Raw genomic sequence first — 26969 nt, 5'->3', positions numbered from 1 at the left:
TAGGGGAATGTGTATGGGTGGTATCAGTATCTGGCAGTTATTAATTGTTGTCGTCATCGTCGTTCTGCTTTTTGGGACAAAAAAGCTGAGCTCGCTGGGATCGGATTTAGGCGCATCAATCAAGGGCTTTAAAAAGGCCATGAGTGATGATGAAAAACCTGAAAACGGGACTCCGGACGCGGATTTCGCGGCGAAATCTATCGCTGATAAGCAGGATGATGCGAAAAAAGACGAGACAAAACGCCACGACAAAGAGCAGGTGTAATTCGTGTTCGATATCGGTTTTAGTGAACTACTGCTGGTGTTTGTTATTGGCCTCATCGTACTGGGGCCACAGCGACTGCCTGTAGCGGTAAAAACGGTGGCTAGCTGGATCCGCACGCTGCGGTCGCTGGCGGCTACCGTGCAAAATGAGATCACTCAGGAACTAAAACTGCAGGAGTTTCAGGAAAGCCTGAAGAAAGTCGAAAAGGCGAGCCTGGATAACCTGACGCCTGAGCTGAAGGCCTCAATGGACGAGCTGCGTGAAGCCGCCGAATCCATGAAACGCTCCTATTCCGCGCACGATCCTGAGAAAGCCAGCGACGAAGCGAACACTATCCATAACCCGGTGGTGAAAGGCAGCGAAGAACAGCGCCAGGACGTCACGCCGGCGACGGCTGAACGCCAGGCCAGCGCGCCGGTTCATGCGCCAGCCAGCGCCGTCGATGAGCCGCTGACGCCGTCGACCGAGCTTCCTGAAGCCAAAGAAAAGGCTGCCGTAAAAGCTACCGATTCCTCCCCCGCATCGAGTGATAAACCGTAAAAATGGGCGTAGACGATACTCAACCGCTAATTTCGCATCTGATTGAGCTGCGTAAGCGTCTGATCAACAGCATTCTCGCGATTCTGGTGATTTTTCTGGCGTTGGTTTACTTTGCCAACGACATCTATCAGCTGGTTTCGGCCCCGCTTATCCGGCAGATGCCGGTTGGCGCGACGATGATCGCCACGGACGTAGCCTCTCCTTTCTTTACGCCGATCAAGCTGACATTTATGGTCTCGATCATTTTGTCGGTGCCGGTCATTCTTTATCAGGTCTGGGCGTTTGTGGCGCCGGCCCTGTATAAGCATGAACGCCGGCTGGTGATGCCGCTGCTGGTCTCCAGCACGCTGCTGTTCTACATCGGTATGGCCTTCGCCTACTTTGTGGTGTTCCCGCTGGCGTTTGGCTTCCTCACGCACGCGGCGCCGGAAGGCGTGCAGGTCTCCACCGATATCCGCAGCTATCTCGACTTCGTCATGGCGCTATTTATCGCTTTTGGCGTCTCGTTTGAAGTGCCGGTGGCCATCGTCCTGCTGTGCTGGATGGGCGTCACCACGCCGGACGATCTGCGCAAGAAACGGCCCTATGTGCTGGTTGGTGCCTTCGTTGTGGGTATGCTGCTGACGCCGCCGGACGTATTCTCGCAAACGCTGCTGGCGATTCCGATGTACTGCCTGTTTGAAGTTGGGGTCTTCTTCGCCCGCTTCTACACCGGAAAACGCCTGACGCGCGATGAAGATGCCGCTGCCGAAGAGGCGGGCAGTAAAGAAGAGTAATTAACCGCCCGTCAGGGCGGTTGTCATATGGGAGGGGAGATGTTTGATATTGGCGTAAATCTGACCAGTTCACAGTTTTCTCGCGATCGTGACGAGGTCGTTGCCCGCGCTCAGGCGGCCGGCGTGACCGGCATGCTGCTGACCGGCACCAATCTCCATGAAAGTGAACAGGCGCAGCAGATGGCGCAGCGCTATTCCCGCTGCTGGTCAACCGCAGGCGTGCACCCGCATGACAGCAGCAGCTGGACGGAGTCGGTCGCGGTGGCGATCGGCGAGCTGGCTCGCAGACCGGAAGTGGTGGCAATCGGTGAATGCGGCCTCGATTTCAACCGTAACTTTTCGACTCCGGCGGAGCAGGAAGCGGCGTTTAGCGCCCAGCTGGCGCTGGCGGCCGAGCTTTCGCTGCCGGTATTTTTGCACTGCCGCGACGCCCACGAGCGCTTTTTGACGCTGCTCTCGCCGTGGCTGGATAAGCTGCCCGGAGCCGTGCTGCACTGCTTTACCGGCAGTCGTGATGAAGTGCACGAGTGTCTGAAGAGAGGTTTGTATATCGGGATCACCGGCTGGGTATGCGACGAGCGTCGAGGCCTTGAGCTGCGCAATCTGCTGCCTGAAATTCCGGCCGATCGCCTTCTGATTGAGACCGATGCGCCCTATCTACTGCCGCGAGACCTGAGCCCTAAACCCAATTCCCGGCGCAACGAGCCCGTGCACCTACCGCACATCCTGACGTGCGTTGCGGGCTGGCGCGGAGAGGAGGCTCAGCGGCTGGAGGAGGTGACGGACGCCAATGCCAGAACGCTCTTTGGCGTTCGCTTTTAACCGCGCCGTCAGATTTTATGGAAGTCGGTATTTTTGACGCTCTGCAGCACCTGCTTGTTAAGCAGGTTCAGCAGCAGCATAGAGCGAGTTTCGCCATCCGGCTCGCTGAAGATCGCCTGCAGGCCTTCGAACGCCCCGTCGGTAATCAGCACGCTATCGCCGCCATGCGGCGTTTCCGGATCCGTAATGCCTTCCGGTTTATAGATCGAGAGCTGATGGATAACCGCCGACGGTACGGTAGCCGGCTGGGCGCCAAAACGAACGAAGCTGTTCACGCCGCGCGTAGCGCTAATGGTCGTGGTATGGATAACTTCCGGATCGAATTCGATAAACAGATAGTTAGGGAACAGGGGTTCGCTGACCGTAGTGCGTTTACCGCGGACGATTTTTTCCAGTGCGATCGTCGGCATCAGGCAATTGACCGCCTGCCGTTCGAGATGTTCCTGGGCGCGCTGAAGCTGCCCACGCTTGCAATACAGTAAATACCAGGCTTGCATAATAACTCTTTCCACTCGATTAGTAGCAAGCATAACAAAAGCCTGGAGCGATCGCGAAAGCCATTATAAGTGAAAACTAAAATTCTATATTCTTTCACGCTAATTTAACAAAAGTACAGCATGGCGCCGGCGAACACCGTATAATCAGCCGCCTGTATAGAGGTCAATAACAACTCCATGAAATACCACGATCTACGCGACTTTCTGACATTACTGGAGCAGCAGGGGGAACTGAAAAGGATATCCCTGCCGGTCGATCCTCATCTGGAAATCACCGAAATTGCCGATCGCACTTTACGTGCCGGCGGCCCGGCTCTGCTATTCGAAAATCCTAAAGGTTACACCATGCCGGTGCTGTGTAATCTGTTTGGCACGCCTAAGCGCGTGGCGATGGGCATGGGGCAGGAAGACGTTAGCTCGCTGCGGGAAGTGGGCAAGCTGTTAGCTTTCCTCAAAGAACCCGAGCCGCCAAAAGGCTTTCGCGATCTCTTCGATAAGCTGCCGCAGTTCAAGCAGGTACTGAACATGCCGACTAAGCGCCTGCGCGGCGCTCCCTGTCAGCAGAAAATTATCGAAGGCGAGAGCGTCGACCTGACGCAGATCCCGATTATGACCTGCTGGCCGGATGATGCCGCGCCGCTGATTACCTGGGGGCTGACGGTCACCCGCGGCCCGCATAAGGAACGGCAGAATCTGGGTATCTATCGCCAGCAGCTGATTGGCAAAAATAAGCTGATTATGCGCTGGCTATCCCATCGCGGCGGCGCGCTGGATTTCCAGGAGTGGTGTGCGGCGCATCCGGGAGAGCGTTTCCCGGTCTCCGTGGCGCTCGGCGCCGACCCGGCGACTATTCTTGCGGCAGTGACGCCGGTTCCCGATACCCTTTCAGAGTACGCTTTTGCCGGCCTGCTGCGCGGAACGAAAACGGAAGTCGTGAAGTGTATTTCTAACGATCTGGAAGTACCCGCCAGCGCTGAAATTGTGCTGGAAGGGTATATTGAACCGGGTGAAATGGCGCCGGAAGGGCCGTACGGCGATCACACCGGCTATTACAACGAAGTGGACAGCTTCCCGGTGTTTACGGTGACCCATATTACCCGACGCGAAGATGCCATTTACCATTCGACCTACACCGGAAGACCGCCCGATGAGCCTGCCGTATTAGGCGTGGCGCTCAACGAAGTCTTTGTGCCGATTCTGCAAAAGCAGTTCCCGGAAATTGTCGATTTCTACCTGCCGCCGGAAGGATGCTCTTACCGCCTGGCGGTAGTCACGATGAAGAAACAGTACGCAGGACATGCTAAACGCGTGATGATGGGCGTATGGTCCTTCCTGCGCCAGTTTATGTACACCAAATTCGTTATTGTCTGCGATGATGACGTTAACGCGCGCGACTGGAACGATGTGATCTGGGCGATTACTACCCGGATGGACCCGGCTCGTGATACGGTACTGGTAGAAAATACGCCAATTGATTATCTGGATTTTGCCTCGCCGGTTTCCGGCCTGGGTTCAAAAATGGGGCTGGATGCCACAAACAAATGGCCAGGCGAAACCCAGCGAGAATGGGGCCGCCCAATCAAAAAAGATCCTGAGGTGACGGCGCGCGTCGACGCCATCTGGGACGAGCTGGCTATCTTTAAATAACAGTAAGCGGGGCTAACGCCGCTGTTTTGCTCTATAGACCCGACAGAGGGGACGCATGACAACCTTAAGCTGTAAAGTGACCTCGGTGGAGGCGATTACCGATACCGTGTATCGCGTTCGATTAGTGCCAGAAGCGGCTTTCTCTTTCCGCGCCGGCCAGTATTTGATGGTGGTAATGGATGAGCGCGATAAGCGTCCGTTCTCTATGGCCTCTACGCCAGCGGAACAGGAGTTTATTGAACTGCATATCGGCGCTTCTGAGCTAAACCTGTATGCGATGGCGGTCATGGATCGCATCCTGAAAGAGCGTGAGATTGAGGTTGATATCCCGCATGGCGAAGCCTGGCTGCGTGAAGATGAGGATCGTCCGCTCATTCTCATTGCCGGGGGAACCGGTTTTTCATACGTGCGTTCCATTTTGTTAACGGCTCTGGCCCGCAATCCGAATCGCGATATTGCCATCTACTGGGGCGGCCGCGAGGCGAAGCACCTCTACGATCTGTCTGAGCTGGAAGCGCTGAGCATTGAGCATCCTGGCCTGCGCATCGAGCCGGTTGTTGAACAGCCGGAAGAAGACTGGCGCGGACGTTCCGGAACCGTGCTGACCGCGGTGCTGCAGGATTACGGTACCCTGGCGGAGCATGATATCTACATCGCCGGTCGCTTCGAAATGGCTAAAATTGCCCGCGACCTGTTCTGTAATGAGCGTCAGGCGCGTGAAGATCGTCTGTTTGGTGACGCCTTCGCGTTTATCTGATTATCGGCGCCCCGTTCTTGCGGGAAGGGGCGGCTGATGGTGGATTGCAGAAATAAAAAACCCGCCCCTGATAGGCGGGAAGAACGGCAACTAAACCTTCTCTCTTCGCCATTGTTACCATCACTGCGTTGGCGGCGCTCATTCACCCGCATTACTCACTTGCGTCAGCTCATCGGGATGAATAAGGGACATCCGTGTCCCTCACCGAAGGCATCCTTCGGCTGTTCTGGGTCCAGTGGCGTTGAGAACCCCCTTCAATTAAACCCGCTCAAATACCGTCGCAATCCCCTGACCTAAACCAATGCACATGGTGGCCAGCCCAAACTGCGCGTCTTTGCGCTCCATCTGATTAATTAACGTGGTACTGATACGCGCGCCGGAGCAGCCCAGCGGGTGGCCCAGGGCGATCGCTCCGCCGTTAAGGTTGATCTTTTCGTCGATCTGCTCCATCAGGCCCAGATCTTTTATGCACGGCAGGATCTGCGCGGCAAACGCTTCGTTCATTTCAAAAACGTCGATATCGCTGGCGCTCAGTCCGGCCTTTTTCAGCGCCAGCTTTGAGGCCGGAACCGGGCCGTAGCCCATGATGGACGGATCGCAGCCAACAACGGCCATTGAGCGTACGCGGGCACGGGGTTTCAGCCCCAGCTCCCGGGCGCGGCTCTCGCTCATGAGCAGCATGGCGGCAGCGCCGTCGGAGAGGGCGGAAGAGGTGCCCGCCGTGACGGTGCCGGTGACCGGGTCAAAGGCGGGGCGCAGCGCGGCCAGCGCCTCTACGGTGGTTTCCGGGCGAATAACTTCATCATAGTTAAATGATTTCAGTACCCCGTCGGCGTCGTGACCGCCCGTGGCGACAATCTCATTTTTAAAGGCGCCGGATTGCGTCGCAGCCCATGCGCGAGCGTGGGAGCGTGCGGCAAACTGGTCCTGCATTTCGCGGCTGATGCCGTGAAGACGTGCCAGCATTTCTGCCGTCAGGCCCATCATGCCGGCCGCTTTGGCGACGTTACGGCTAAGGCCCGGGTGGAAATCGACGCCGTGGCTCATCGGCACGTGGCCCATATGCTCCACGCCACCAATCAGGCATACGCTGGCGTCGCCGGTCATGATCATGCGCGCCGCATCGTGCAGCGCCTGCATCGATGAACCGCACAGGCGGTTAACCGTCGTCGCGGGCACCGAGTGCGGGATCTCCGCCAGCAGCGCAGCGTTACGTGCGATGTTGAAACCCTGCTCCAGCGTTTGCTGTACGCAGCCCCAGTAGATATCGTCGATCGTGGTCGCGTCGAGCGCCGGATTACGCGATAGCAGGCTACGCATCAGGTGCGCGGAGAGGTCTTCCGCACGCACGTGGCGAAACGCGCCGCCTTTTGAACGGCCCATCGGGGTACGAATTGCATCGACAATGACAACCTGTTCCATTGTGACTCCTTAAGCCGTTTTCAGCTCGCCTACCGGACGGGCAGGTTCAACCGGGGGGTAATAGGGTTCGTTATGGCGCGCTTTGCTGCGCAGACCTTCCGGCACCTCATACAGCGGGCCGAGGTGCTGATACTGCTGTGCCATATCGAGATATTTTGCGCTGCCCAGCGTATCCAGCCAGCGGAAGGCGCCGCCGTGGAACGGAGGGAAGCCGAGGCCATAAACCAGCGCCATATCCGCTTCCGCCGGGCTGGCGATAATGCCTTCTTCCAGGCAACGCACCACTTCGTTGACCATGGGAATCATCATGCGGGCGATAATTTCTTCATCGCTGAAGTCGCGCTTCGGCTGGCTCACGTCCGCCAGCAGGCCTTCAACGGCCGCGTCCTCTTCTTTCTTCGGTTTGCCTTTGCTGTCCTGGGTATAGCGCCAGAAGCCAAGGCCGTTTTTCTGGCCGAAGCGGGTAGCGTCGAACAGGGCGTCAATCGCATCGCGATAATCTTTCTGCATGCGCTGCGGGAAGCCGGCGGCCATCACCGCCTGCGCGTGGTGAGCGGTATCGATGCCGACCACGTCGAGCAGGTACGCCGGGCCCATCGGCCAGCCGAACAGCTTCTCCATGACCTTATCGACCTTGCGGAAGTCCGCGCCATCGCGCAGCAGCTGGCTGAAGCCGGCGAAGTAGGGGAACAGCACGCGGTTGACGAAGAAGCCGGGGCAGTCGTTAACCACGATCGGCGTTTTGCCCATCTTGCTGGCCCAGGCCACCACTTTGGCAATCGTCTCGTCCGAGGTTTTTTCGCCGCGAATCACTTCAACCAGCGGCATACGGTGCACCGGGTTAAAGAAGTGCATGCCGCAGAAGTTCTCCGGACGCTGCAGAGCGTCCGCCAGTTCACCGATCGGGATCGTTGAGGTGTTGGAGGCCAGCACCGTATCCGGGCGCACTTTGCCTTCGGTCTCAGCCAGCACCGCTTTTTTCACTTTCGGGTTTTCGACAACGGCTTCAACGACCACGTCCACGCGCTCAAAGCCGGAGTAGTCCAGCGTCGGGTGAATGGTGCCGATGACGCCAGCCAGCTTCAGGCCGTCAATCTTGCCGCGCTCAAGCTGTTTGTTAAGCAGCTTGGCGGCTTCGTTCATGCCGAGCGTCAGCGATTTGTCGTTAATATCCTTCATGATGACCGGCACGCCTTTCCAGGCAGACTGATAGGCGATACCGCCACCCATAATCCCCGCGCCCAGCACGGCGGCCTGTTTTGGGGTTTCAACGTCTTTGGTGAGCTTCTTCGCTTTGCCTTTGACGTACTGATCGTTGAGGAAGATGCCGACCAGCGCGCGGGCCTCTTTGGTGTGCGCCAGCGGGACGAAGCTTTGATTTTCCAGCTTCAGCGCCTCATCGCGGCCGAGTCGGGCGGCAGCTTCGATGGTTTTGACGGCGGTCATCGGCGCCGGATAGTGTTTACCGGCGGTCTGGGCAACCATGCCTTTCGCAATGGTGAAGCTCATGGTCGCTTCGATTTTGCTGAGCTTCAGCGGCTCCAGCTTCGGCTGGCGCTTCGCCTGCCAGTCGAGATCGCCGCTAATGGCCTGGCGTAAAATGCTGAGCGCGCCGTCGCGCAGCTTCTCCGGCTTGACGATGCCGTCGACGAGGCCGATTTTCAGCGCCTGATCCGCACCGACGTCTTTGCCGGCGGCGATAATTTCCAGCGCGCTATCGGCGCCGAGCAGGCGCGGCATACGCACTGAACCGCCGAAGCCCGGCATAATGCCCAGCTTAGTTTCCGGCAGGCCGATGCGCAGGTCCGGCGTGGCCAGGCGATAGTCCGTCGCCAGCACGCACTCGCAGCCGCCGCCCAGCGCATAGCCGTTGACCGCTGAAACGGTGGGCACCGGTAAATCTTCGAGGCGGTTGAAAACGCTATTGGCAAAATGCAGCCATTGGCTCAGCTGCTCCTGCGGGACCAGGAACAGGGAGAGAAATTCGGTTATGTCGGCACCGACGATAAAGGCCGCTTTTTCAGAGCGCAGCAGCAGCCCTTTAAGATCTGTTTGCTTTTCGAGCACGTCCAGCGCATGGCCGAGGCTGGCTACGGTTGCGGTATCGAGCTTGTTCACCGAGCCGGGGGCATCGAACACCAGTTCGGCAATGCCATCTTCCAGCCAGTCGAGGTACAGGTTGTCGCCTTTGTAGAGCATGTCAGTCTCCTGAGTCCAGCAATATGATCTGGTCGTACCAGATGAAACGGAGTGTGGGATTTATGTTAAAGAATTGCAAACAAGTCTTTAAATAAATGCTGGTCGGATCACACCCGGCGGAAATCGCCCTGCCGGAAGCCGATGTGCTAAGATGCGGAGAGTCACGATCTAATAAAATCAAAGGATAAATAGATGGAATCACTAGCCGCGCTCTATAAAAACCATATTGCTACCCTACAAGAACGTACCCGTGATGTTTTATCTCGCTTTAAGCTCGATGCCTTACTGATTCACTCCGGTGAGCTGGTTAACGTTTTTCTTGACGATCATCCGTACCCGTTCAAGGTCAATCCGCAGTTTAAAGCGTGGGTGCCCGTCACGCAGGTTCCTAACTGCTGGCTGCTGGTGGATGGCGTCAATAAGCCGAAGCTGTGGTTCTACCTGCCGGTTGATTACTGGCATAACGTTGAGCCGCTGCCGACTTCATTCTGGACCGAAGAGGTGGACGTGATTGCGCTGCCGAAGGCGGATGGTATCGGTAGCCAGCTCCCGGCGGCGCGCGGCAACATTGGCTATATCGGCCCGGTCCCTGAGCGCGCGCTGGGGTTAGAGATCGCCGCGGATAAAATCAACCCGAAAGGGGTTATCGACTATCTGCACTACTACCGCTCCTATAAAACGGATTATGAGCTGGCCTGCATGCGCGAAGCGCAGAAATCAGCGATCAACGGTCATCGGGCGGCGCATGAAGCCTTCCTGTCCGGGATGAGCGAGTTCGATATCAACCAGGCCTATCTGACCGCGACCGGCCACCGCGATACCGACGTACCGTACAGCAACATCGTGGCGATCAATGAGCACGCCTCCGTGCTGCACTACACCAAACTGGATCACCGTGCGCCGGCGGAAGCGCGCAGCTTCCTGCTCGATGCCGGTGCGGAATATAACGGCTATGCAGCGGATCTCACGCGTACCTGGGCCGCGCATGGCGATAGCGACTTTGCCCAGCTGATTAAGGACGTTAATGACGAGCAGCTGGCGCTGATTAGCACGCTGAAAGTCGGCACCAGCTACGTGGATTACCACGTCCAGTTCCATCAGCGCATTGCTAAGCTGCTGCGTAAACATCAGATCGTCACCAACATGAGCGAAGAGGCGATGGTCGAAAACGACCTGACCGGGCCGTTTATGCCTCACGGCATCGGCCACCCGCTGGGCCTGCAGGTGCATGATGTCGCCGGCTTTATGCAGGATGATTCCGGTACCCATCTGGCGGCGCCGTCTAAATATCCGTACCTGCGCTGCACGCGCGTGATCCAGCCGCGTATGGTGCTGACCATCGAGCCGGGTATCTACTTTATTGAATCCCTGCTGGCGCCGTGGCGCGAAGGGCAGTTCAGCAAGCACTTCGACTGGCAGAAAATTGAAGCGCTGAAGCCGTTTGGCGGCATTCGTATCGAAGATAACGTCGTTATCCATGAAAGCAGTGTCGAAAATATGACGCGTGACCTGAAACTGGCCTGATGGACAGCTGGTTGATACCGGCCGCGCCGGTGAGCTTTGTCGAAGAGATTAAGAAGAGCCGGTTTATTACGCTACTGGCGCACACCGATGGCGTAATGGCGGCAAAGGCGTTTGTTGAATCAGTAAGAGCGGATCACCCGGATGCTCGCCACCACTGCGTGGCGTGGGTGGCCGGGCCGCCGAATGATTCACAGCAGCTGGGTTTCTCCGACGATGGCGAACCGGCGGGAACGGCGGGTAAACCGATGCTGGCACAGCTTATGGGCAGCGGCGTTGGTGAGATAACCGCCGTCGTAGTGCGTTACTACGGCGGTATTCTACTGGGTACCGGTGGTCTGGTGAAGGCCTATGGCGGTGGCGTACACCAGGCGCTTGCTCAGCTGACAACGCAGCGCAAGACGCCGCTGACCGCATATACTTTGCAGTGTGAATACGGGCAATTAGCCGGTGTTGAGGCGCTGTTGACCCAGTTCGCAGGGCAAATTGTCGAAAGCGAATATCAGGCGTTCGTCCAGCTGCGTGTTGCGCTTCCTCAAGCTGAAGTGGCGTCATTTTCAGCAAAACTGGCTGATTTTAGCCGTGGCTCGTTGCAATTACTGAAGATTGACGAATAATCCCCACCTGATTTTTTGCATATCAAAGGAAGCGCCAGAGATGCATTTTCGCGCGATTACCCGAATCGTTGGACTGCTGGTCATTTTATTTTCGGGGACCATGATCCTCCCGGGATTAGTGGCCCTGATATACCGTGATGGTGCCGGGCGGGCGTTTACCCAGACCTTTTTCGCCGCTTTAGCTATTGGCTCTCTATTATGGTGGCCGAACCGCCGTGAAAAGGGTGAACTGAAATCCCGCGAGGGCTTCCTGATCGTCGTCCTCTTCTGGACCGTGCTGGGCAGCGTCGGTGCGCTACCGTTTATCTTCGCCGAGCAGCCAAACCTGACGGTAACCGATGCGTTTTTTGAATCCTTCTCTGGCCTCACCACCACGGGCGCGACCACTCTGGTTGGCCTCGACTCGCTGCCTCATGCCATCCTTTTTTATCGCCAGATGCTGCAGTGGTTTGGCGGTATGGGGATCATTGTGCTGGCGGTCGCAATCCTGCCGATACTCGGCGTCGGTGGGATGCAGCTGTACCGGGCGGAGATGCCCGGGCCGCTGAAGGATAACAAAATGCGCCCGCGAATCGCCGAAACGGCAAAAACGCTGTGGCTCATCTACGTTCTGCTGACCGTCGCCTGCGCGCTGGCGCTGTGGTTTGCCGGGATGCCGGCGTTTGACGCCATCGGTCACAGCTTTTCGACCATCGCTATTGGCGGCTTCTCCACGCATGACGCCAGCGTCGGCTACTTTGACAGTCCGACGATTAACTCGATTATTGCGGTCTTTCTGCTGATCTCCGGCTGTAACTACGGCCTGCACTTTTCATTGCTTAGCGGACGAAGCCTGAAGGTGTACTGGCGTGACCCCGAATTCCGCATGTTTATTGGCGTACAGCTGACGCTGGTGGTGATTTGCACGCTGGTGCTGTGGCTGCATGATGTCTATAGCTCCGCGTTAACCACCTTGAATCAGGCCTTCTTCCAGGTTGTCTCAATGGCCACGACGGCGGGCTTCACCACCGATAGCATTGCGCGCTGGCCGCTGTTCCTTCCGGTGCTGCTGCTGTGCTCGGCATTTATCGGCGGCTGTGCCGGTTCGACGGGGGGGGGTCTGAAGGTTATTCGTATCCTGCTGCTCTTTAAGCAGGGGAACCGCGAGCTGAAACGCCTGGTACACCCGAACGCGGTGTACAGCATTAAGCTGGGCAACCGCGCGCTGCCGGAACGCATCCTCGAAGCAGTATGGGGATTCTTCTCCGCCTATGCGCTGGTGTTTATCATTAGTATGCTGGCGATTATTGCTACCGGCGTCGATGACTTCTCCGCATTTGCTTCGGTCGTCGCAACATTAAACAACCTGGGGCCGGGCCTGGGCGTCGTGGCGGATAACTTTGCGACGATGAATCCGGTCGCAAAATGGATCCTGATTGCTAATATGCTGTTTGGTCGTCTGGAAGTGTTCACCCTGTTGGTGCTGTTTACTCCCACTTTCTGGCGTGAATAGCTGGAGTATTTGTGAAAACGTTGATTCTATTTTCCACCCGTGATGGGCAGACGCGTGAAATTGCCTCCTTTCTGGCATCCGAGCTGAAAGAGCTGGGCGTCGATGCGGACACCCTCAACCTTAACCGCGCCGATGCGGTTGCATGGCACGACTACGATCGCGTGGTGATTGGGGCATCCATTCGCTATGGCCACTTCCATCCTGCGGTTGACCGCTTCGTGAAGAAGCACCTGCAGTCGCTGAACGCGCTGCCCGGTGCGTTTTTTTCGGTTAACCTCGTGGCGCGTAAACCTGAGAAGCGTACTCCGCAAACCAATAGCTATACGCGCAAGTTCCTGCTCGGTTCACCGTGGCAGCCGCAGCGTAGCGCGGTGTTTGCCGGTGCGCTGCGCTATCCGCGCTATAGCTGGTACGACCGCGTAATGATCCGCCTGATTATGAAGATGACCGGCGGTGAAACGGATACCAGTAAAGAAGTGGTCTATACCGACTGGCAGCAGGTCGCTAATTTTGCGCGAGAGATCGCACAAATGAGCAGCAAATAGCGGATAAAATCACCGTGGTGATGGCAAACTGAGCGGTTGAAAAGTTTTTTGCAAACAGGGCTTGTCAACGTCGGAGAACTCCCTATAATGCGCCTCCACTGACACGGAACAACGGCTTACAGGCCGCCGGGTCAGAAGGCTCCAGCGCTGAATATCAGCCGCGGAAGCCGACAGAGAAAAGCAAAATAAACGCTTGACTCTGAATGAGGAAAACGTAATATACGGGACCTCGCGACAGAGCGCTAAAGCGCGTCGCAACTGCTCTTTAACAATTTATCAGACAATCTGTGTGGGCACTCAAAGTGACATGGATTCTTAACGTCCTCGGACGAAAAATGAATACCAAGTCTCTGAGTGAACATACGTAATTCATTACGAAGTTTAATTCATGAGCATCAAACTTAAATTGAAGAGTTTGATCATGGCTCAGATTGAACGCTGGCGGCAGGCCTAACACATGCAAGTCGAGCGGTAGCACAGAGAGCTTGCTCTCGGGTGACGAGCGGCGGACGGGTGAGTAATGTCTGGGAAACTGCCTGATGGAGGGGGATAACTACTGGAAACGGTAGCTAATACCGCATAACGTCGCAAGACCAAAGTGGGGGACCTTCGGGCCTCATGCCATCAGATGTGCCCAGATGGGATTAGCTAGTAGGTGAGGTAATGGCTCACCTAGGCGACGATCCCTAGCTGGTCTGAGAGGATGACCAGCCACACTGGAACTGAGACACGGTCCAGACTCCTACGGGAGGCAGCAGTGGGGAATATTGCACAATGGGCGCAAGCCTGATGCAGCCATGCCGCGTGTATGAAGAAGGCCTTCGGGTTGTAAAGTACTTTCAGCGAGGAGGAAGGCGATAAGGTTAATAACCTTGTCGATTGACGTTACTCGCAGAAGAAGCACCGGCTAACTCCGTGCCAGCAGCCGCGGTAATACGGAGGGTGCAAGCGTTAATCGGAATTACTGGGCGTAAAGCGCACGCAGGCGGTCTGTCAAGTCGGATGTGAAATCCCCGGGCTCAACCTGGGAACTGCATCCGAAACTGGCAGGCTAGAGTCTTGTAGAGGGGGGTAGAATTCCAGGTGTAGCGGTGAAATGCGTAGAGATCTGGAGGAATACCGGTGGCGAAGGCGGCCCCCTGGACAAAGACTGACGCTCAGGTGCGAAAGCGTGGGGAGCAAACAGGATTAGATACCCTGGTAGTCCACGCTGTAAACGATGTCGACTTGGAGGTTGTTCCCTTGAGGAGTGGCTTCCGGAGCTAACGCGTTAAGTCGACCGCCTGGGGAGTACGGCCGCAAGGTTAAAACTCAAATGAATTGACGGGGGCCCGCACAAGCGGTGGAGCATGTGGTTTAATTCGATGCAACGCGAAGAACCTTACCTACTCTTGACATCCAGAGAACTTAGCAGAGATGCTTTGGTGCCTTCGGGAACTCTGAGACAGGTGCTGCATGGCTGTCGTCAGCTCGTGTTGTGAAATGTTGGGTTAAGTCCCGCAACGAGCGCAACCCTTATCCTTTGTTGCCAGCGGTTCGGCCGGGAACTCAAAGGAGACTGCCAGTGATAAACTGGAGGAAGGTGGGGATGACGTCAAGTCATCATGGCCCTTACGAGTAGGGCTACACACGTGCTACAATGGCATATACAAAGAGAAGCGACCTCGCGAGAGCAAGCGGACCTCATAAAGTATGTCGTAGTCCGGATCGGAGTCTGCAACTCGACTCCGTGAAGTCGGAATCGCTAGTAATCGTGGATCAGAATGCCACGGTGAATACGTTCCCGGGCCTTGTACACACCGCCCGTCACACCATGGGAGTGGGTTGCAAAAGAAGTAGGTAGCTTAACCTTCGGGAGGGCGCTTACCACTTTGTGATTCATGACTGGGGTGAAGTCGTAACAAGGTAACCGTAGGGGAACCTGCGGTTGGATCACCTCCTTACCTGAAGAACCTGCCTTTGTAGTGCTCACACAGATTGTCTGATGAAAAATAAGCAGTAAAAAATCTCTGCAGGCTTGTAGCTCAGGTGGTTAGAGCGCACCCCTGATAAGGGTGAGGTCGGTGGTTCAAGTCCACTCAGGCCTACCAAATTCATCCTGAATACTGCGTTGTGAAACGACTCGCATACTTCAGTATGCTTCGTCCTCCCACGCCTTGTCTCAGTCTGAATTACCGGTACAAGAGATTAGTTTTACGATGGGGTTATAGCTCAGCTGGGAGAGCGCCTGCCTTGCACGCAGGAGGTCTGCGGTTCGATCCCGCATAGCTCCACCATCCTTTTACTGCACAAAATAAGAAAACTTCAGAGTGTTCCTGAAAAGGTGCACTGCGAAGTTTTGCTCTTTAAAAATCTGGATCAAGCTGAAAATTGAAACGACACACTGTTTCCTTTCTCCGTAATAAGAAAGGAAAGACGGTGTGTTCGAGTCTCTCAAATTTTCACAACACGACCTGTTTTACGAAACAGCTTCGGGTTGTGAGGTTAAGCGACTAAGCGTACACGGTGGATGCCCTGGCAGTCAGAGGCGATGAAGGACGTGCTAATCTGCGATAAGCGTCGGTAAGGTGATATGAACCGTTATAACCGGCGATTTCCGAATGGGGAAACCCAGTGTGTTTCGACACACTATCGTTAAGTGAATACATAGCTTAACGAAGCGAACCGGGGGAACTGAAACATCTAAGTACCCCGAGGAAAAGAAATCAACCGAGATTCCCCCAGTAGCGGCGAGCGAACGGGGAGCAGCCCAGAACCTGAATCAGTTTGTGTGTTAGTGGAAGCGTCTGGAAAGTCGCAGGGTACAGGGTGATACTCCCGTACACTAAAATGCACATTCTGTGAGTTCGAAGAGTAGGGCGGGACACGTGGTATCCTGTCTGAATATGGGGGGACCATCCTCCAAGGCTAAATACTCCTGACTGACCGATAGTGAACCAGTACCGTGAGGGAAAGGCGAAAAGAACCCCGGCGAGGGGAGTGAAACAGAACCTGAAACCGTGTACGTACAAGCAGTGGGAGCCTGATTTGTCAGGTGACTGCGTACCTTTTGTATAATGGGTCAGCGACTTATATTCTGTAGCAAGGTTAACCGTATAGGGGAGCCGCAGGGAAACCGAGTCTTAACTGGGCGTTAAGTTGCAGGGTATAGACCCGAAACCCGGTGATCTAGCCATGGGCAGGTTGAAGGTTGGGTAACACTAACTGGAGGACCGAACCGACTAATGTTGAAAAATTAGCGGATGACTTGTGGCTGGGGGTGAAAGGCCAATCAAACCGGGAGATAGCTGGTTCTCCCCGAAAGCTATTTAGGTAGCGCCTCGTGAATTCATCTTCGGGGGTAGAGCACTGTTTCGGCTAGGGGGTCATCCCGACTTACCAACCCGATGCAAACTACGAATACCGAAGAATGTTATCACGGGAGACACACGGCGGGTGCTAACGTCCGTCGTGAAGAGGGAAACAACCCAGACCGCCAGCTAAGGTCCCAAAGTCATGGTTAAGTGGGAAACGATGTGGGAAGGCACAGACAGCCAGGATGTTGGCTTAGAAGCAGCCATCATTTAAAGAAAGCGTAATAGCTCACTGGTCGAGTCGGCCTGCGCGGAAGATGTAACGGGGCTAAACCATGCACCGAAGCTGCGGCAGCGACGCTTAGGCGTTGTTGGGTAGGGGAGCGTTCTGTAAGCCGTTGAAGGTGGCCTGTGAGGGTTGCTGGAGGTATCAGAAGTGCGAATGCTGACATAAGTAACGATAAAGCGGGTGAAAAGCCCGCTCGCCGGAAGACCAAGGGTTCCTGTCCAACGTTAATCGGGGCAGGGTGAGTCGACCCCTAAGGCGAGGCCGAAAGGCGTAGTCGATGGGAAACAGGTTAATATTCCTGTACTCGGTGTTACTGCGAAGGGGGGACGGAGAAGGCTATGTTAGCCGGGCGACGGTTGTCCCGGTTTAAGCATGTAGGCGGAGAGTTTAGGTAAATCCGGACTCTTGTTAACGCTGAGGTGTGACGACGAGGCACTACGGTGCTGAAGTAACAAATGCCCTGCTTCCAGGAAAAGCCTCTAAGCATCAGGTAACATCAAATCGTACCCCAAACCGACACAGGTGGTCAGGTAGAGAATACCAAGGCGCTTGAGAGAACTCGGGTGAAGGAACTAGGCAAAATGGTGCCGTAACTTCGGGAGAAGGCACGCTGATGGTAAGTGAAGCGACTTGCTCGTGGAGCTGAAATCAGTCGAAGATACCAGCTGGCTGCAACTGTTTATTAAAAACACAGCACTGTGCAAACACGAAAGTGGACGTATACGGTGTGACGCCTGCCCGGTGCCGGAAGGTTAATTGATGGGGTTATCCGTAAGGAGAAGCTCTTGATCGAAGCCCCGGTAAACGGCGGCCGTAACTATAACGGTCCTAAGGTAGCGAAATTCCTTGTCGGGTAAGTTCCGACCTGCACGAATGGCGTAATGATGGCCAGGCTGTCTCCACCCGAGACTCAGTGAAATTGAACTCGCTGTGAAGATGCAGTGTACCCGCGGCAAGACGGAAAGACCCCGTGAACCTTTACTATAGCTTGACACTGAACATTGAGCCTTGATGTGTAGGATAGGTGGGAGGCTTTGAAGCGTGGACGCCAGTCTGCGTGGAGCCAACCTTGAAATACCACCCTTTAATGTTTGATGTTCTAACGTAGACCCGTGATCCGGGTTGCGGACAGTGTCTGGTGGGTAGTTTGACTGGGGCGGTCTCCTCCCAAAGAGTAACGGAGGAGCACGAAGGTTAGCTAATCCTGGTCGGACATCAGGAGGTTAGTGCAATGGCATAAGCTAGCTTGACTGCGAGCGTGACGGCGCGAGCAGGTGCGAAAGCAGGTCATAGTGATCCGGTGGTTCTGAATGGAAGGGCCATCGCTCAACGGATAAAAGGTACTCCGGGGATAACAGGCTGATACCGCCCAAGAGTTCATATCGACGGCGGTGTTTGGCACCTCGATGTCGGCTCATCACATCCTGGGGCTGAAGTAGGTCCCAAGGGTACGGCTGTTCGCCGTTTAAAGTGGTACGCGAGCTGGGTTTAGAACGTCGTGAGACAGTTCGGTCCCTATCTGCCGTGGGCGCTGGAGAATTGAGGGGGGCTGCTCCTAGTACGAGAGGACCGGAGTGGACGCATCACTGGTGTTCGGGTTGTCATGCCAATGGCATTGCCCGGTAGCTAAATGCGGAAAAGATAAGTGCTGAAAGCATCTAAGCACGAAACTTGCCCCGAGATGAGTTCTCCCTGACTCCTTGAGAGTCCTGAAGGAACGTTGAAGACGACGACGTTGATAGGTCGGGTGTGTAAGCGTAGCGATACGTTGAGCTAACCGATACTAATGAACCGTGAGGCTTAACCTTACAACGCCAAAGCTGTTTGGTGTGGTGATTTGAGAGATTTTCAGCTGATACAGATTAACTGACAGGCCTTGATGGCGTGTTGGTAAACAGAATTTGCCTGGCGGCAACAGCGCGGTGGTCCCACCTGACCCCATGCCGAACTCAGAAGTGAAACGCCGTAGCGCCGATGGTAGTGTGGGGTCTCCCCATGTGAGAGTAGGGAACTGCCAGGCATCAAATAAAACGAAAGGCTCAGTCGAAAGACTGGGCCTTTTGTTTTATCTGTTGTTTGTCGGTAAGCGCTCTCCTGAGTAGGACAAATTCGTCGGGAACGAATTTGCACAGCACGCCGTGCTGCCCGGAGGGTGGCGGGCAGGAGGCCCGGCATACAACGGCCAGGCATCAAACAAACAGAAAAACCTCATGCGCAGGCATGGGGTTTTTTTGTTGTCTGCGGTTTAAGGAAAAGCGGCCGGACGCCGCCCGGTTCGGGCGCTGCGCGCCGCGATCCGGGAATATCCAGAGACCAGCGACCAAACCGAACAAGCCTTCCCCTGACATATACGGTAAACTAGTGCAGATTTTGCATCAGGAAGCCACTATGAATCACTCCCTTAAACCCTGGAATACCTTTGGCATCGATCGTACAGCCAAAGCAATTGTGCGCGCCGAAAATGAGCAACAGCTACTGTCTGCCTGGCAGGATGCCACCGCAGAGGAACAGCCGGTCTTAATCCTCGGGGAAGGAAGCAACGTGCTCTTTCTAAAGGATTATTCTGGTACGGTCATTATCAACCGCATCCTGGGGATTGAGGTTACAGAAACGCCTGAAGCCTGGCATCTACACGTTGGGGCAGGGGAGAACTGGCACCATCTGGTGCAGTTTACTTTAGATAAAGAAATGCCGGGCCTGGAGAATCTTGCCTTGATCCCTGGCTGCGCTGGCTCTTCACCCATTCAAAATATTGGTGCTTATGGCGTCGAGCTCCAGCGTGTCTGCCTGTATGTCGACTGTATTGAGCTGGCAACCGGGCACAAACAGCGGCTTTCGGCCAACGGGTGCCGTTTTGGCTACCGGGATAGTATCTTCAAACATGAATATCAGGATCGCTATGCCATCGTGGCCGTTGGCCTCAGGTTGCCTAAAGTCTGGCAGCCGGTGCTGACCTATGGCGATTTGGCCCGTCTTGACCCAAATACCGTGACGCCTCGACAGGTATTTGATGCTGTTTGCCATATGCGAATGACCAAGCTTCCCGATCCAAAGGTAAATGGTAACGCCGGCAGCTTCTTTAAAAACCCGGTAATTAGCGCGGAGAAAGGGCATGAATTGCTGGCCGCTTTCCCAAATGCGCCGCACTATCCGCAGGCGGATGGCAGCATCAAGCTGGCCGCTGGATGGCTTATCGATCAATGCCAGCTCAAAGGGAAAACCATCGGTGGTGCGGCAGTACATCGCCAGCAGGCGCTGGTATTAATCAATGACCATCATGCAACCAGCGATGATGTGATCGATCTTGCTCACTACGTCCGCCAGCGGGTTGGCGAGATGTTCAACGTCTGGCTGCAGCCCGAAGTCCGCTTTATTGGCGCAACCGGTGAAGTTAACGCTGAGGAGGCGATTGCATGAGGGACAACACCATTCCCCTGACCCTGATATCTATTCTGGCTGACGGCGAGTTTCATTCCGGCGAGCAGCTTGGCGAACGTCTGGGAATGAGCCGGGCTGCAATCAATAAGCATATTCAGACGCTGCGCGACTGGGGAGTTGATGTCTTTACCGTCCCAGGTAAAGGCTACAGCCTTCCGGAACCGGTTCAATTACTAAATGAAGAGCTGATTGCCGGACAGATCGATCAGGGCCGCGTCACCGTGCTGTCGGTGATTGATTCCACAAACCAGTATTTATTGGACAGGCTTAACGAGCTTCAGTCTGGCGATGCCTGTGTTGCGGAATATCAGCAGGCTGGGCGCGGTCGCCGCGGGCGCAAGTGGTTCTCACCCTTCGGTGCGAATCTCTATCTTTCCATCTACTGGCGACTGGAGCAGGGACCTGCCGCAGCGGTAGGCTTGAGCCTGGTGATTGGCATTGTTATTGCTGAGGTACTTCAGAGCCTCGGCGCCGATAAGGTTCGCGTCAAGTGGCCAAACGATCTGTACCTTCAGGACCGGAAGCTGTCCGGCATCCTGGTGGAGTTGACGGGAAAAACGGGCGATGCGGCGCAGATAGTGAGCGGTGCAGGGATCAACCTGGCGATGCGGCGCGTGGAGTCTGATGTGGTCAATCAGGGCTGGATTAGCCTGCAGGAAGCCGGAGTCTCTATCGACCGTAATGCGCTGGCCGCGCGCCTGATTAAAGAGCTACGGGCGGGACTGCAGCTATTTGAACAGGAAGGGCTGGCTCCTTACCTGTCGCGCTGGGAAAAATTAGATAATTTCCTCAATCGCCCGGTTAAGCTTATTATCGGAGATAAAGAGATCTTCGGGATTTCCCGTGGCATCGATACTCAGGGAGCATTATTACTTGAGCAGGATGGGGTGATTAAACCATGGGTTGGCGGTGAAATATCGCTACGCAGCGCCGAATAAATAACAGGGAGCCGAGGCTCCCTTTTTTATTTCCGCAAGCGGACCTGGTCGACCGAATGGTTGGCACTCTTGGTCATTATCAGACTCGCTCTTTCACGAGTTGGCAGGATATTTTCTTTGAGATTCAGTAAGTTGATCTCATTCCACAGCGAGGTGGCTATATTGACGGCTTCATCTTTCGAGAGCTTTGCGTAATTATGGAAATACGAGTCAGGATCGGTAAATGCGCCTTCACGGAATTTTAGAAAACGATTGATATACCAGCTCCGCAGCATTTCTTCCGGCGCATCAACATATATAGAAAAATCAACGAAATCAGAAACAAATACATGATGCGGATCGTGTGGATAATCCATCCCGCTTTGTAAAACATTTAATCCTTCAAGAATTAAAATGTCCGGCTGGGAAACCGTCTTATCGCCATCGGGAATAACATCATAAATCAGGTGTGAATAGACCGGGGCTTTAGCGTTGGCGATGCCTGATTTCAGATCGGAGACGAACTTGACCAGCCGGTGCATATCATAAGACTGCGGGAAGCCCTTCTTCTTCATCAGGCCGCGTTCTTTCAATACGGCATTAGGATGCAGGAAGCCATCGGTGGTGATCAGTTCAACGTGCCGATGCTCTGGCCAGCGGCTAAGCAGCGCCTGCAGCACGCGCGCGGTTGTACTTTTACCTACCGCGACGCTACCGGCGATGCTGATGATATACGGAATACGCTGACCGTTAGTACCAAGAAACTGTTCCAGTACGGCCTGACGACGCAGGTTGGAACTGATATAGAAATTAAGCAAACGCGACAGCGGCAAATAAATTTCCGCGACTTCCTCCAGCGAAAGATCTTCGTTGATGCCTTTTAACCGCGTGATTTCTTCCTCTGTTAGCGTCATCGGGACGGAATCACGAAGTGCAGCCCATTGGTTGCGGTTAAATTGTAGATAAGGTGTCATTAACGTTTGCTCTTTTTTGCTCATAAGCATTTTCTTACCATCGCCAAATTAAAGACAGGCGCAGATGCTTCACATAAGTTAATCAGGACAATGGGCAGGAGGGTAACACCAGATTGCAGGGAATAATAAGAAAAAAACGCATTGAATGATGCTTTCTCACGCCAACATCACAAGAGTGAAATTTGTGAATAAAGGACGTCAAAGCTCATGCGGGGGCAAACGGCGGCGGGCAGTAAACGCCGATGATGCAGTCAACGAGTCGCTCAGGCCAATCAGCTATCCATTATATAGCAGAGAGCAAAGCGACTTTATTGTGCCGGGGACGCGGCAAAATGCGTCCCTTGCCTATCCGCAGCGGGCTTTGAATGGGAATATTGCGAGAGGAATGGTGTTTTTTTGTTCTTCATCGATTGAAATTACACCGCTTTTTGGTGTTTGAGAGCAAAATATGAGCGATAGAACGATTTATGCAATTTTTTAGTTGCATGAATCCGCAGGTCTCCCTAAAATGCGCGCTACTTGATGCCGACTTAGCTCAGTAGGTAGAGCAACTGACTTGTAATCAGTAGGTCACCAGTTCGATTCCGGTAGTCGGCACCATCAAGTGCCTGGTGGGGTTCCCGAGCGGCCAAAGGGAGCAGACTGTAAATCTGCCGTCATCGACTTCGAAGGTTCGAATCCTTCCCCCACCACCATCTTTCGGCAACGCTTTGCGGAGCCAGAGTTGATTGGTTAAGCTAATCAGCTCAAACAAAGAAAAGAGATAACTCTCTTTTTTTTGTTATAGAAAGAACTGGGTAGCCGAGTTTCAGGATGCGGGCATCGTATAATGGCTATTACCTCAGCCTTCCAAGCTGATGATGCGGGTTCGATTCCCGCTGCCCGCTCCAGACGTGCTGATATGGCTCAGTTGGTAGAGCGCACCCTTGGTAAGGGTGAGGTCCCCAGTTCGACTCTGGGTATCAGCACCACTTCTTTATCTCTCCTTCCCTGTTTCTCTCTATTCTATTGCATTCAACAAGTCGGGCATGTTGCCTGGTTGATGTGGTGATATCACCGATTTATCCGTGTCTTAGAGGGACAATCGATGTCTAAAGAAAAGTTTGAACGTACAAAACCGCACGTTAACGTCGGTACTATCGGCCACGTTGACCATGGTAAAACAACGCTGACTGCTGCAATCACTACCGTTCTGGCTAAAACCTACGGTGGTTCTGCGCGCGCATTCGACCAGATCGATAACGCACCGGAAGAAAAAGCTCGTGGTATCACCATCAACACTTCCCACGTTGAATATGACACCCCGACTCGCCACTACGCACACGTAGACTGCCCGGGCCACGCCGACTATGTTAAAAACATGATCACCGGTGCTGCTCAGATGGATGGCGCGATCCTGGTTGTTGCTGCGACTGACGGCCCGATGCCGCAGACTCGTGAGCACATCCTGCTGGGTCGTCAGGTAGGCGTTCCGTACATCATCGTGTTCCTGAACAAATGCGACATGGTTGATGACGAAGAGCTGCTGGAACTGGTAGAGATGGAAGTTCGTGAACTGCTGTCTCAGTACGATTTCCCGGGCGACGACACTCCGATCATCCGTGGTTCTGCTCTGAAAGCGCTGGAAGGCGATGCAGAGTGGGAAGCTAAGATCGTTGAACTGGCTGGCTACCTGGATTCTTACATCCCGGAACCAGAACGTGCTATCGACAAGCCGTTCCTGCTGCCTATCGAAGACGTATTCTCCATCTCCGGCCGTGGTACCGTTGTTACCGGTCGTGTAGAGCGCGGTATCGTTAAAGTTGGCGAAGAAGTTGAAATCGTTGGTATCAAAGACACCGCTAAGTCTACCTGTACCGGCGTTGAAATGTTCCGCAAACTGCTGGACGAAGGCCGTGCTGGTGAGAACGTTGGCGTTCTGCTGCGTGGTATCAAACGTGAAGAAATCGAACGTGGTCAGGTACTGGCTAAGCCGGGTTCTATCAAGCCGCACACCAAATTCGAATCTGAAGTTTACATCCTGTCCAAAGATGAAGGCGGCCGTCATACTCCGTTCTTCAAAGGCTACCGTCCGCAGTTCTACTTCCGTACAACTGACGTGACTGGCACCATCGAACTGCCGGAAGGCGTAGAGATGGTAATGCCGGGCGACAACATCAAAATGGTTGTTACCCTGATCCACCCGATCGCGATGGACGACGGTCTGCGTTTCGCAATCCGTGAAGGCGGTCGTACCGTTGGCGCGGGCGTTGTTGCTAAAGTTCTCAGCTAATCGCTGATAACATTTGACGCAATGCGCAATAAAAGGGCATCATTTGATGCCCTTTTTGCACGCTTTCGAACCAGAACCTGGCTCATCAGTGATTTTTTTTGTCATAATCATTGCTGAGACAGGCTCTGTAGAGGGCGTTAAATCCGAAACGCAGCAGAGCATTTCGGTTTGGTTGCCTCGCTCTCGCGGGGCAAAATTATTTGTCTGAATTCTTGTGACAGGTTGGTTTATGAGTGCGAATACCGAAGCTCAAGGGAGCGGGCGCGGCCTGGAAGCGATGAAGTGGACGATCGTTGCCGTGCTGCTGATTGTGGCCATCGTAGGCAACTTCCTTTATCGTGACATTATGCTGGCAGTGCGTGCGCTGGCCGTGGTGATTCTGATCGCTGCTGCCGGTGGCGTCGCGCTGTTAACCACAAAAGGTAAGGCGACCGTAGCTTTCGCCCGTGAAGCGAGAACCGAAGTCCGCAAGGTAATCTGGCCTACTCGCCAGGAAACGTTGCACACCACGCTGATTGTTGCCGCGGTAACTGCGGTAATGTCACTGATCCTGTGGGGACTGGATGGTATTCTGGTTCGCCTGGTATCCTTTATCACTGGCCTGAGGTTCTGAGATGTCTGAAGCTCCTAAAAAACGCTGGTACGTCGTTCAGGCGTTTTCCGGTTTTGAAGGTCGCGTAGCTACCTCGTTGCGTGAACATATCAAATTACACAATATGGAAGAGTTGTTTGGCGAAGTCATGGTTCCGACCGAAGAAGTGGTCGAAATCCGTGGTGGCCTGCGCCGCAAGAGCGAGCGCAAATTCTTCCCGGGTTACGTTCTGGTCCAGATGGTGATGAACGACGCAAGCTGGCACCTGGTGCGCAGCGTACCGCGTGTGATGGGCTTTATCGGCGGTACATCCGACCGTCCTGCGCCGATCAGCGACAAAGAAGTCGACGCGATCATGAACCGTCTTCAGCAGGTTGGCGATAAGCCGCGTCCTAAAACGCTGTTCGAGCCGGGCGAAATGGTCCGCGTCAGCGATGGTCCGTTTGCTGACTTCAACGGCGTTGTTGAAGAAGTTGACTACGAGAAGTCCCGCCTGAAGGTTTCTGTTTCGATCTTTGGCCGTGCGACTCCGGTCGAGCTGGACTTTGCTCAGGTAGAAAAAGCCTAAGCGACGATCAAAAAAGCAGCGATTTAATCGTTGCATGAGGCGCGAAATTGACATACAATTTCGCGCCTTTTGTTTTTATGGACCCTGTGTCCGTAAGACGATATTGATAACGGGGAGCCTTTCTAAAGGCGTTATACCCAAACGAGGAAATTTAAATGGCTAAGAAAGTACAAGCCTACGTCAAGCTGCAGGTTGCAGCTGGTATGGCAAACCCGAGCCCGCCGGTTGGTCCAGCACTGGGTCAGCAGGGTGTGAACATCATGGAATTCTGTAAAGCGTTCAACGCCAAAACAGAATCTCTGGAAAAAGGTCTGCCGACTCCGGTTGTTATTACCGTTTACGCTGACCGTTCCTTTACCTTTGTTACCAAGACCCCGCCGGCTGCCGTTCTGCTGAAGAAAGCTGCAGGCATCAAGTCTGGTTCCGGTAAGCCGAACAAAGATAAAGTAGGTAAAATTTCCCGCGCTCAGCTGCAGGAAATCGCGCAGACCAAAGCTGCCGACATGACTGGTTCTGACATTGAAGCGATGACTCGCTCCATTGAAGGTACTGCACGTTCCATGGGCCTGGTAGTAGAGGATTAAGAAATGGCTAAACTGACCAAGCGTATGCGCGTGATCCGTGACAAAGTTGATGTGACTAAACAGTACGACATCAACGAAGCTATTGCTCTGCTGAAAGAGCTGGCCACCGCTAAATTTACCGAAAGCGTAGACGTTGCCGTTAACCTCGGCATCGACGCTCGTAAATCTGACCAGAACGTCCGTGGTGCAACAGTACTGCCGAACGGTACCGGTCGTTCCGTTCGCGTAGCCGTATTTGCCCAGGGCCCGAACGCTGAAGCTGCTAAAGCTGCAGGCGCCGAGCTGGTAGGTATGGAAGATCTGGCAGACCAGATCAAAAAAGGCGAAATGAACTTCGACGTTGTTATTGCTTCCCCGGATGCAATGCGCGTTGTTGGCCAACTGGGCCAGGTTCTGGGGCCGCGCGGCCTGATGCCAAACCCGAAAGTGGGTACCGTTACTCCGAACGTTGCTGAAGCTGTTAAGAACGCTAAAGCAGGTCAGGTTCGCTATCGTAACGACAAAAACGGCATCATCCACACCACCATCGGTAAAGTGGACTTTGACGCTGACAAACTGAAAGAAAACCTGGAAGCCCTGCTGGTTGCGCTGAAAAAAGCAAAACCGACTCAGGCAAAAGGCGTTTTCATCAAGAAAGTTAGCCTCTCCACCACCATGGGTGCTGGCGTTGCCGTTGATCAGGCTGGTCTGAGCGCTTCTGCGAACTAAGATTAGCTTTACGTGGGCGGTGGATTTGTCTACAATTCTACCCCCACGATTCTGTTGAAATAAACAGAGGCTATGCGAGTTATTCGAATTGCAGCAAGGCGGCAATTGAGTGAATCGCCGGGAGCGTAGTTGACTACGTGACCGGTGTGAGCGAAAGCAGCTAACGCAGCTGTGGTTCGAAGAACGAAGACATAGAAAGAATTTGTTCGTTGGAGCCTGGCCTATCCAGGCCTC

The 26969-nt window shown here is 54.4% G+C and carries 22 protein-coding genes, 6 tRNA genes and 3 rRNA genes; 27 read left to right on the top strand and 4 right to left on the bottom strand.

Translation table 11 applies throughout. From position 1 onward, the window contains the following. Window positions 1-13 precede the first annotated feature (13 nt). From tatA to tatD, 4 genes are read left to right on the top strand one after another with little or no spacing between them, the layout of a single operon-like run. Window positions 14-265 carry a Sec-independent protein translocase subunit TatA gene (tatA, locus tag MMW58_RS27600; RefSeq protein ID WP_041143520.1) on the top strand — a complete coding sequence of 84 codons (252 nt, stop codon included), beginning with the start codon at window positions 14-16 and terminating at the stop codon, window positions 263-265. A 3-nt stretch (window positions 266-268) separates the two neighbouring features. Beyond that, entirely contained in the window at window positions 269-805 is a 537-nt protein-coding gene (gene tatB, locus MMW58_RS27595) for a Sec-independent protein translocase protein TatB (RefSeq protein WP_045853587.1), read from the top strand. Between the two features lie 2 nt (window positions 806-807). Further along, on the top strand, window positions 808-1581 hold the full coding sequence (gene tatC / locus MMW58_RS27590) for a Sec-independent protein translocase subunit TatC (RefSeq protein ID WP_045853586.1): 774 nt from the start codon (window positions 808-810) through the stop codon (window positions 1579-1581). A 27-nt stretch (window positions 1582-1608) separates the two neighbouring features. After that, window positions 1609-2403 (top strand): 3'-5' ssDNA/RNA exonuclease TatD, encoded by a 795-nt coding sequence (gene tatD / locus MMW58_RS27585; RefSeq protein WP_241722504.1) that lies wholly within the window; start codon window positions 1609-1611, stop codon window positions 2401-2403. Between the two features lie 8 nt (window positions 2404-2411). Here tatD and rfaH read toward each other — a convergent pair whose 3' ends face one another. After that, window positions 2412-2900, bottom strand: a complete 489-nt coding sequence (rfaH, locus tag MMW58_RS27580; protein WP_041143524.1) for a transcription/translation regulatory transformer protein RfaH — start codon at window positions 2898-2900, stop codon at window positions 2412-2414. 177 nt (window positions 2901-3077) lie between these two features. Here rfaH and ubiD point away from each other — a divergent pair, with 177 nt between their 5' ends. Both ubiD and fre read left to right on the top strand, forming a co-directional pair. Next, window positions 3078-4547: a 4-hydroxy-3-polyprenylbenzoate decarboxylase gene (ubiD, locus tag MMW58_RS27575; protein WP_041143525.1), complete on the top strand. Its 1470-nt coding sequence runs from the start codon at window positions 3078-3080 to the stop codon at window positions 4545-4547. A gap of 55 nt (window positions 4548-4602) precedes the next feature. Next, window positions 4603-5304, top strand: coding sequence for an NAD(P)H-flavin reductase (fre, locus tag MMW58_RS27570; protein WP_123710435.1), 702 nt, complete (start codon window positions 4603-4605; stop codon window positions 5302-5304). 258 nt (window positions 5305-5562) lie between these two features. Here fre and fadA read toward each other — a convergent pair whose 3' ends face one another. Both fadA and fadB read right to left on the bottom strand, forming a co-directional pair. Continuing rightward, window positions 5563-6726 (bottom strand): acetyl-CoA C-acyltransferase FadA, encoded by a 1164-nt coding sequence (gene fadA, locus MMW58_RS27565; RefSeq protein WP_041143527.1) that lies wholly within the window; start codon window positions 6724-6726, stop codon window positions 5563-5565. Window positions 6727-6735: 9 nt separating this feature from the next. Beyond that, window positions 6736-8925 (bottom strand): fatty acid oxidation complex subunit alpha FadB, encoded by a 2190-nt coding sequence (fadB, locus tag MMW58_RS27560; RefSeq protein ID WP_159237874.1) that lies wholly within the window; start codon window positions 8923-8925, stop codon window positions 6736-6738. A 192-nt stretch (window positions 8926-9117) separates the two neighbouring features. Between fadB and pepQ the strand changes: the two genes are divergently transcribed. From pepQ to birA, 11 genes are all read left to right on the top strand, one after another. Next, window positions 9118-10449: a Xaa-Pro dipeptidase gene (gene pepQ / locus MMW58_RS27555; RefSeq protein WP_045853581.1), complete on the top strand. Its 1332-nt coding sequence runs from the start codon at window positions 9118-9120 to the stop codon at window positions 10447-10449. Next, window positions 10449-11063: an IMPACT family protein gene (locus MMW58_RS27550; protein WP_133601404.1), complete on the top strand. Its 615-nt coding sequence runs from the start codon at window positions 10449-10451 to the stop codon at window positions 11061-11063. The genes pepQ and MMW58_RS27550 overlap by 1 nt, the downstream gene beginning before the upstream one ends. A 40-nt stretch (window positions 11064-11103) precedes the next feature. After that, a complete protein-coding gene (gene trkH / locus MMW58_RS27545; protein ID WP_076948014.1) occupies window positions 11104-12555 on the top strand; it encodes a Trk system potassium transporter TrkH in 1452 nt (483 codons plus the stop codon). Between the two features lie 11 nt (window positions 12556-12566). Then, on the top strand, window positions 12567-13100 hold the full coding sequence (gene hemG, locus MMW58_RS27540; RefSeq protein WP_045853578.1) for a menaquinone-dependent protoporphyrinogen IX dehydrogenase: 534 nt from the start codon (window positions 12567-12569) through the stop codon (window positions 13098-13100). 403 nt (window positions 13101-13503) lie between these two features. Next, a 16S ribosomal RNA gene (locus MMW58_RS27535) occupies window positions 13504-15043 on the top strand. Window positions 15044-15113: 70 nt separating this feature from the next. Continuing rightward, window positions 15114-15190, top strand: a tRNA-Ile gene (locus tag MMW58_RS27530). Window positions 15191-15300: 110 nt separating this feature from the next. Beyond that, window positions 15301-15376 (top strand) — tRNA-Ala (locus MMW58_RS27525). 206 nt (window positions 15377-15582) lie between these two features. Beyond that, window positions 15583-18490: ribosomal RNA gene (locus MMW58_RS27520) — 23S ribosomal RNA — on the top strand. A 96-nt stretch (window positions 18491-18586) separates the two neighbouring features. Beyond that, window positions 18587-18702, top strand: a 5S ribosomal RNA gene (rrf, locus tag MMW58_RS27515). Together the 16S, 23S and 5S rRNA genes with 2 tRNA genes alongside form the textbook arrangement of a ribosomal RNA operon. Before the next feature lie 368 nt (window positions 18703-19070). Next, window positions 19071-20099, top strand: a complete 1029-nt coding sequence (gene murB / locus MMW58_RS27510) for a UDP-N-acetylmuramate dehydrogenase (RefSeq protein WP_241722503.1) — start codon at window positions 19071-19073, stop codon at window positions 20097-20099. Next, the gene (gene birA, locus MMW58_RS27505) at window positions 20096-21058 is read left to right on the top strand and encodes a bifunctional biotin--[acetyl-CoA-carboxylase] ligase/biotin operon repressor BirA (protein ID WP_041143533.1); all 963 of its coding nucleotides are present in this window, start codon (window positions 20096-20098) and stop codon (window positions 21056-21058) included. Before murB ends, birA begins: the two co-directional genes overlap by 4 nt. Before the next feature lie 26 nt (window positions 21059-21084). On the opposite strand, the gene coaA is transcribed toward birA, so the two are convergent. After that, window positions 21085-22035 carry a type I pantothenate kinase gene (gene coaA / locus MMW58_RS27500; RefSeq protein ID WP_128879336.1) on the bottom strand — a complete coding sequence of 317 codons (951 nt, stop codon included), beginning with the start codon at window positions 22033-22035 and terminating at the stop codon, window positions 21085-21087. A 121-nt stretch (window positions 22036-22156) separates the two neighbouring features. On the opposite strand from coaA, the gene MMW58_RS27495 reads away from it, so the two are divergent. From MMW58_RS27495 to rplA, 10 genes are all read left to right on the top strand, one after another. Continuing rightward, on the top strand, window positions 22157-22450 hold the full coding sequence (locus tag MMW58_RS27495; RefSeq protein WP_241722502.1) for a hypothetical protein: 294 nt from the start codon (window positions 22157-22159) through the stop codon (window positions 22448-22450). Window positions 22451-22535: 85 nt separating this feature from the next. Then, a tRNA-Thr gene (locus MMW58_RS27490) sits at window positions 22536-22611 on the top strand. Between the two features lie 10 nt (window positions 22612-22621). Further along, a tRNA-Tyr gene (locus tag MMW58_RS27485) sits at window positions 22622-22706 on the top strand. Between the two features lie 120 nt (window positions 22707-22826). Continuing rightward, window positions 22827-22901, top strand: a tRNA-Gly gene (locus MMW58_RS27480). Between the two features lie 5 nt (window positions 22902-22906). Then, window positions 22907-22982 (top strand) — tRNA-Thr (locus tag MMW58_RS27475). Window positions 22983-23098: 116 nt separating this feature from the next. Continuing rightward, a complete protein-coding gene (gene tuf / locus MMW58_RS27470) occupies window positions 23099-24283 on the top strand; it encodes an elongation factor Tu (protein WP_041142972.1) in 1185 nt (394 codons plus the stop codon). Window positions 24284-24512: 229 nt separating this feature from the next. Further along, the gene (gene secE / locus MMW58_RS27465) at window positions 24513-24896 is read left to right on the top strand and encodes a preprotein translocase subunit SecE (protein WP_041143536.1); all 384 of its coding nucleotides are present in this window, start codon (window positions 24513-24515) and stop codon (window positions 24894-24896) included. A 1-nt stretch (window position 24897) separates the two neighbouring features. Further along, window positions 24898-25443, top strand: a complete 546-nt coding sequence (nusG, locus tag MMW58_RS27460) for a transcription termination/antitermination protein NusG (RefSeq protein WP_041143537.1) — start codon at window positions 24898-24900, stop codon at window positions 25441-25443. 155 nt (window positions 25444-25598) lie between these two features. Then, complete coding sequence (gene rplK / locus MMW58_RS27455; RefSeq protein ID WP_041143538.1) at window positions 25599-26027, top strand: 50S ribosomal protein L11; 429 nt, start codon at window positions 25599-25601, stop codon at window positions 26025-26027. Window positions 26028-26030: 3 nt separating this feature from the next. Beyond that, a complete protein-coding gene (gene rplA / locus MMW58_RS27450) occupies window positions 26031-26735 on the top strand; it encodes a 50S ribosomal protein L1 (RefSeq protein WP_133601470.1) in 705 nt (234 codons plus the stop codon). Window positions 26736-26969 lie beyond the last annotated feature (234 nt).

The sequence above is a fragment of the Klebsiella sp. HC6 genome, assembly GCF_022605325.1.
Lineage (GTDB): Bacteria > Pseudomonadota > Gammaproteobacteria > Enterobacterales > Enterobacteriaceae > Klebsiella > Klebsiella terrigena.
The sequence above is the reverse complement of the archived record's forward strand: the minus strand, read 5'-3'. Positions and strand labels throughout refer to the sequence as shown.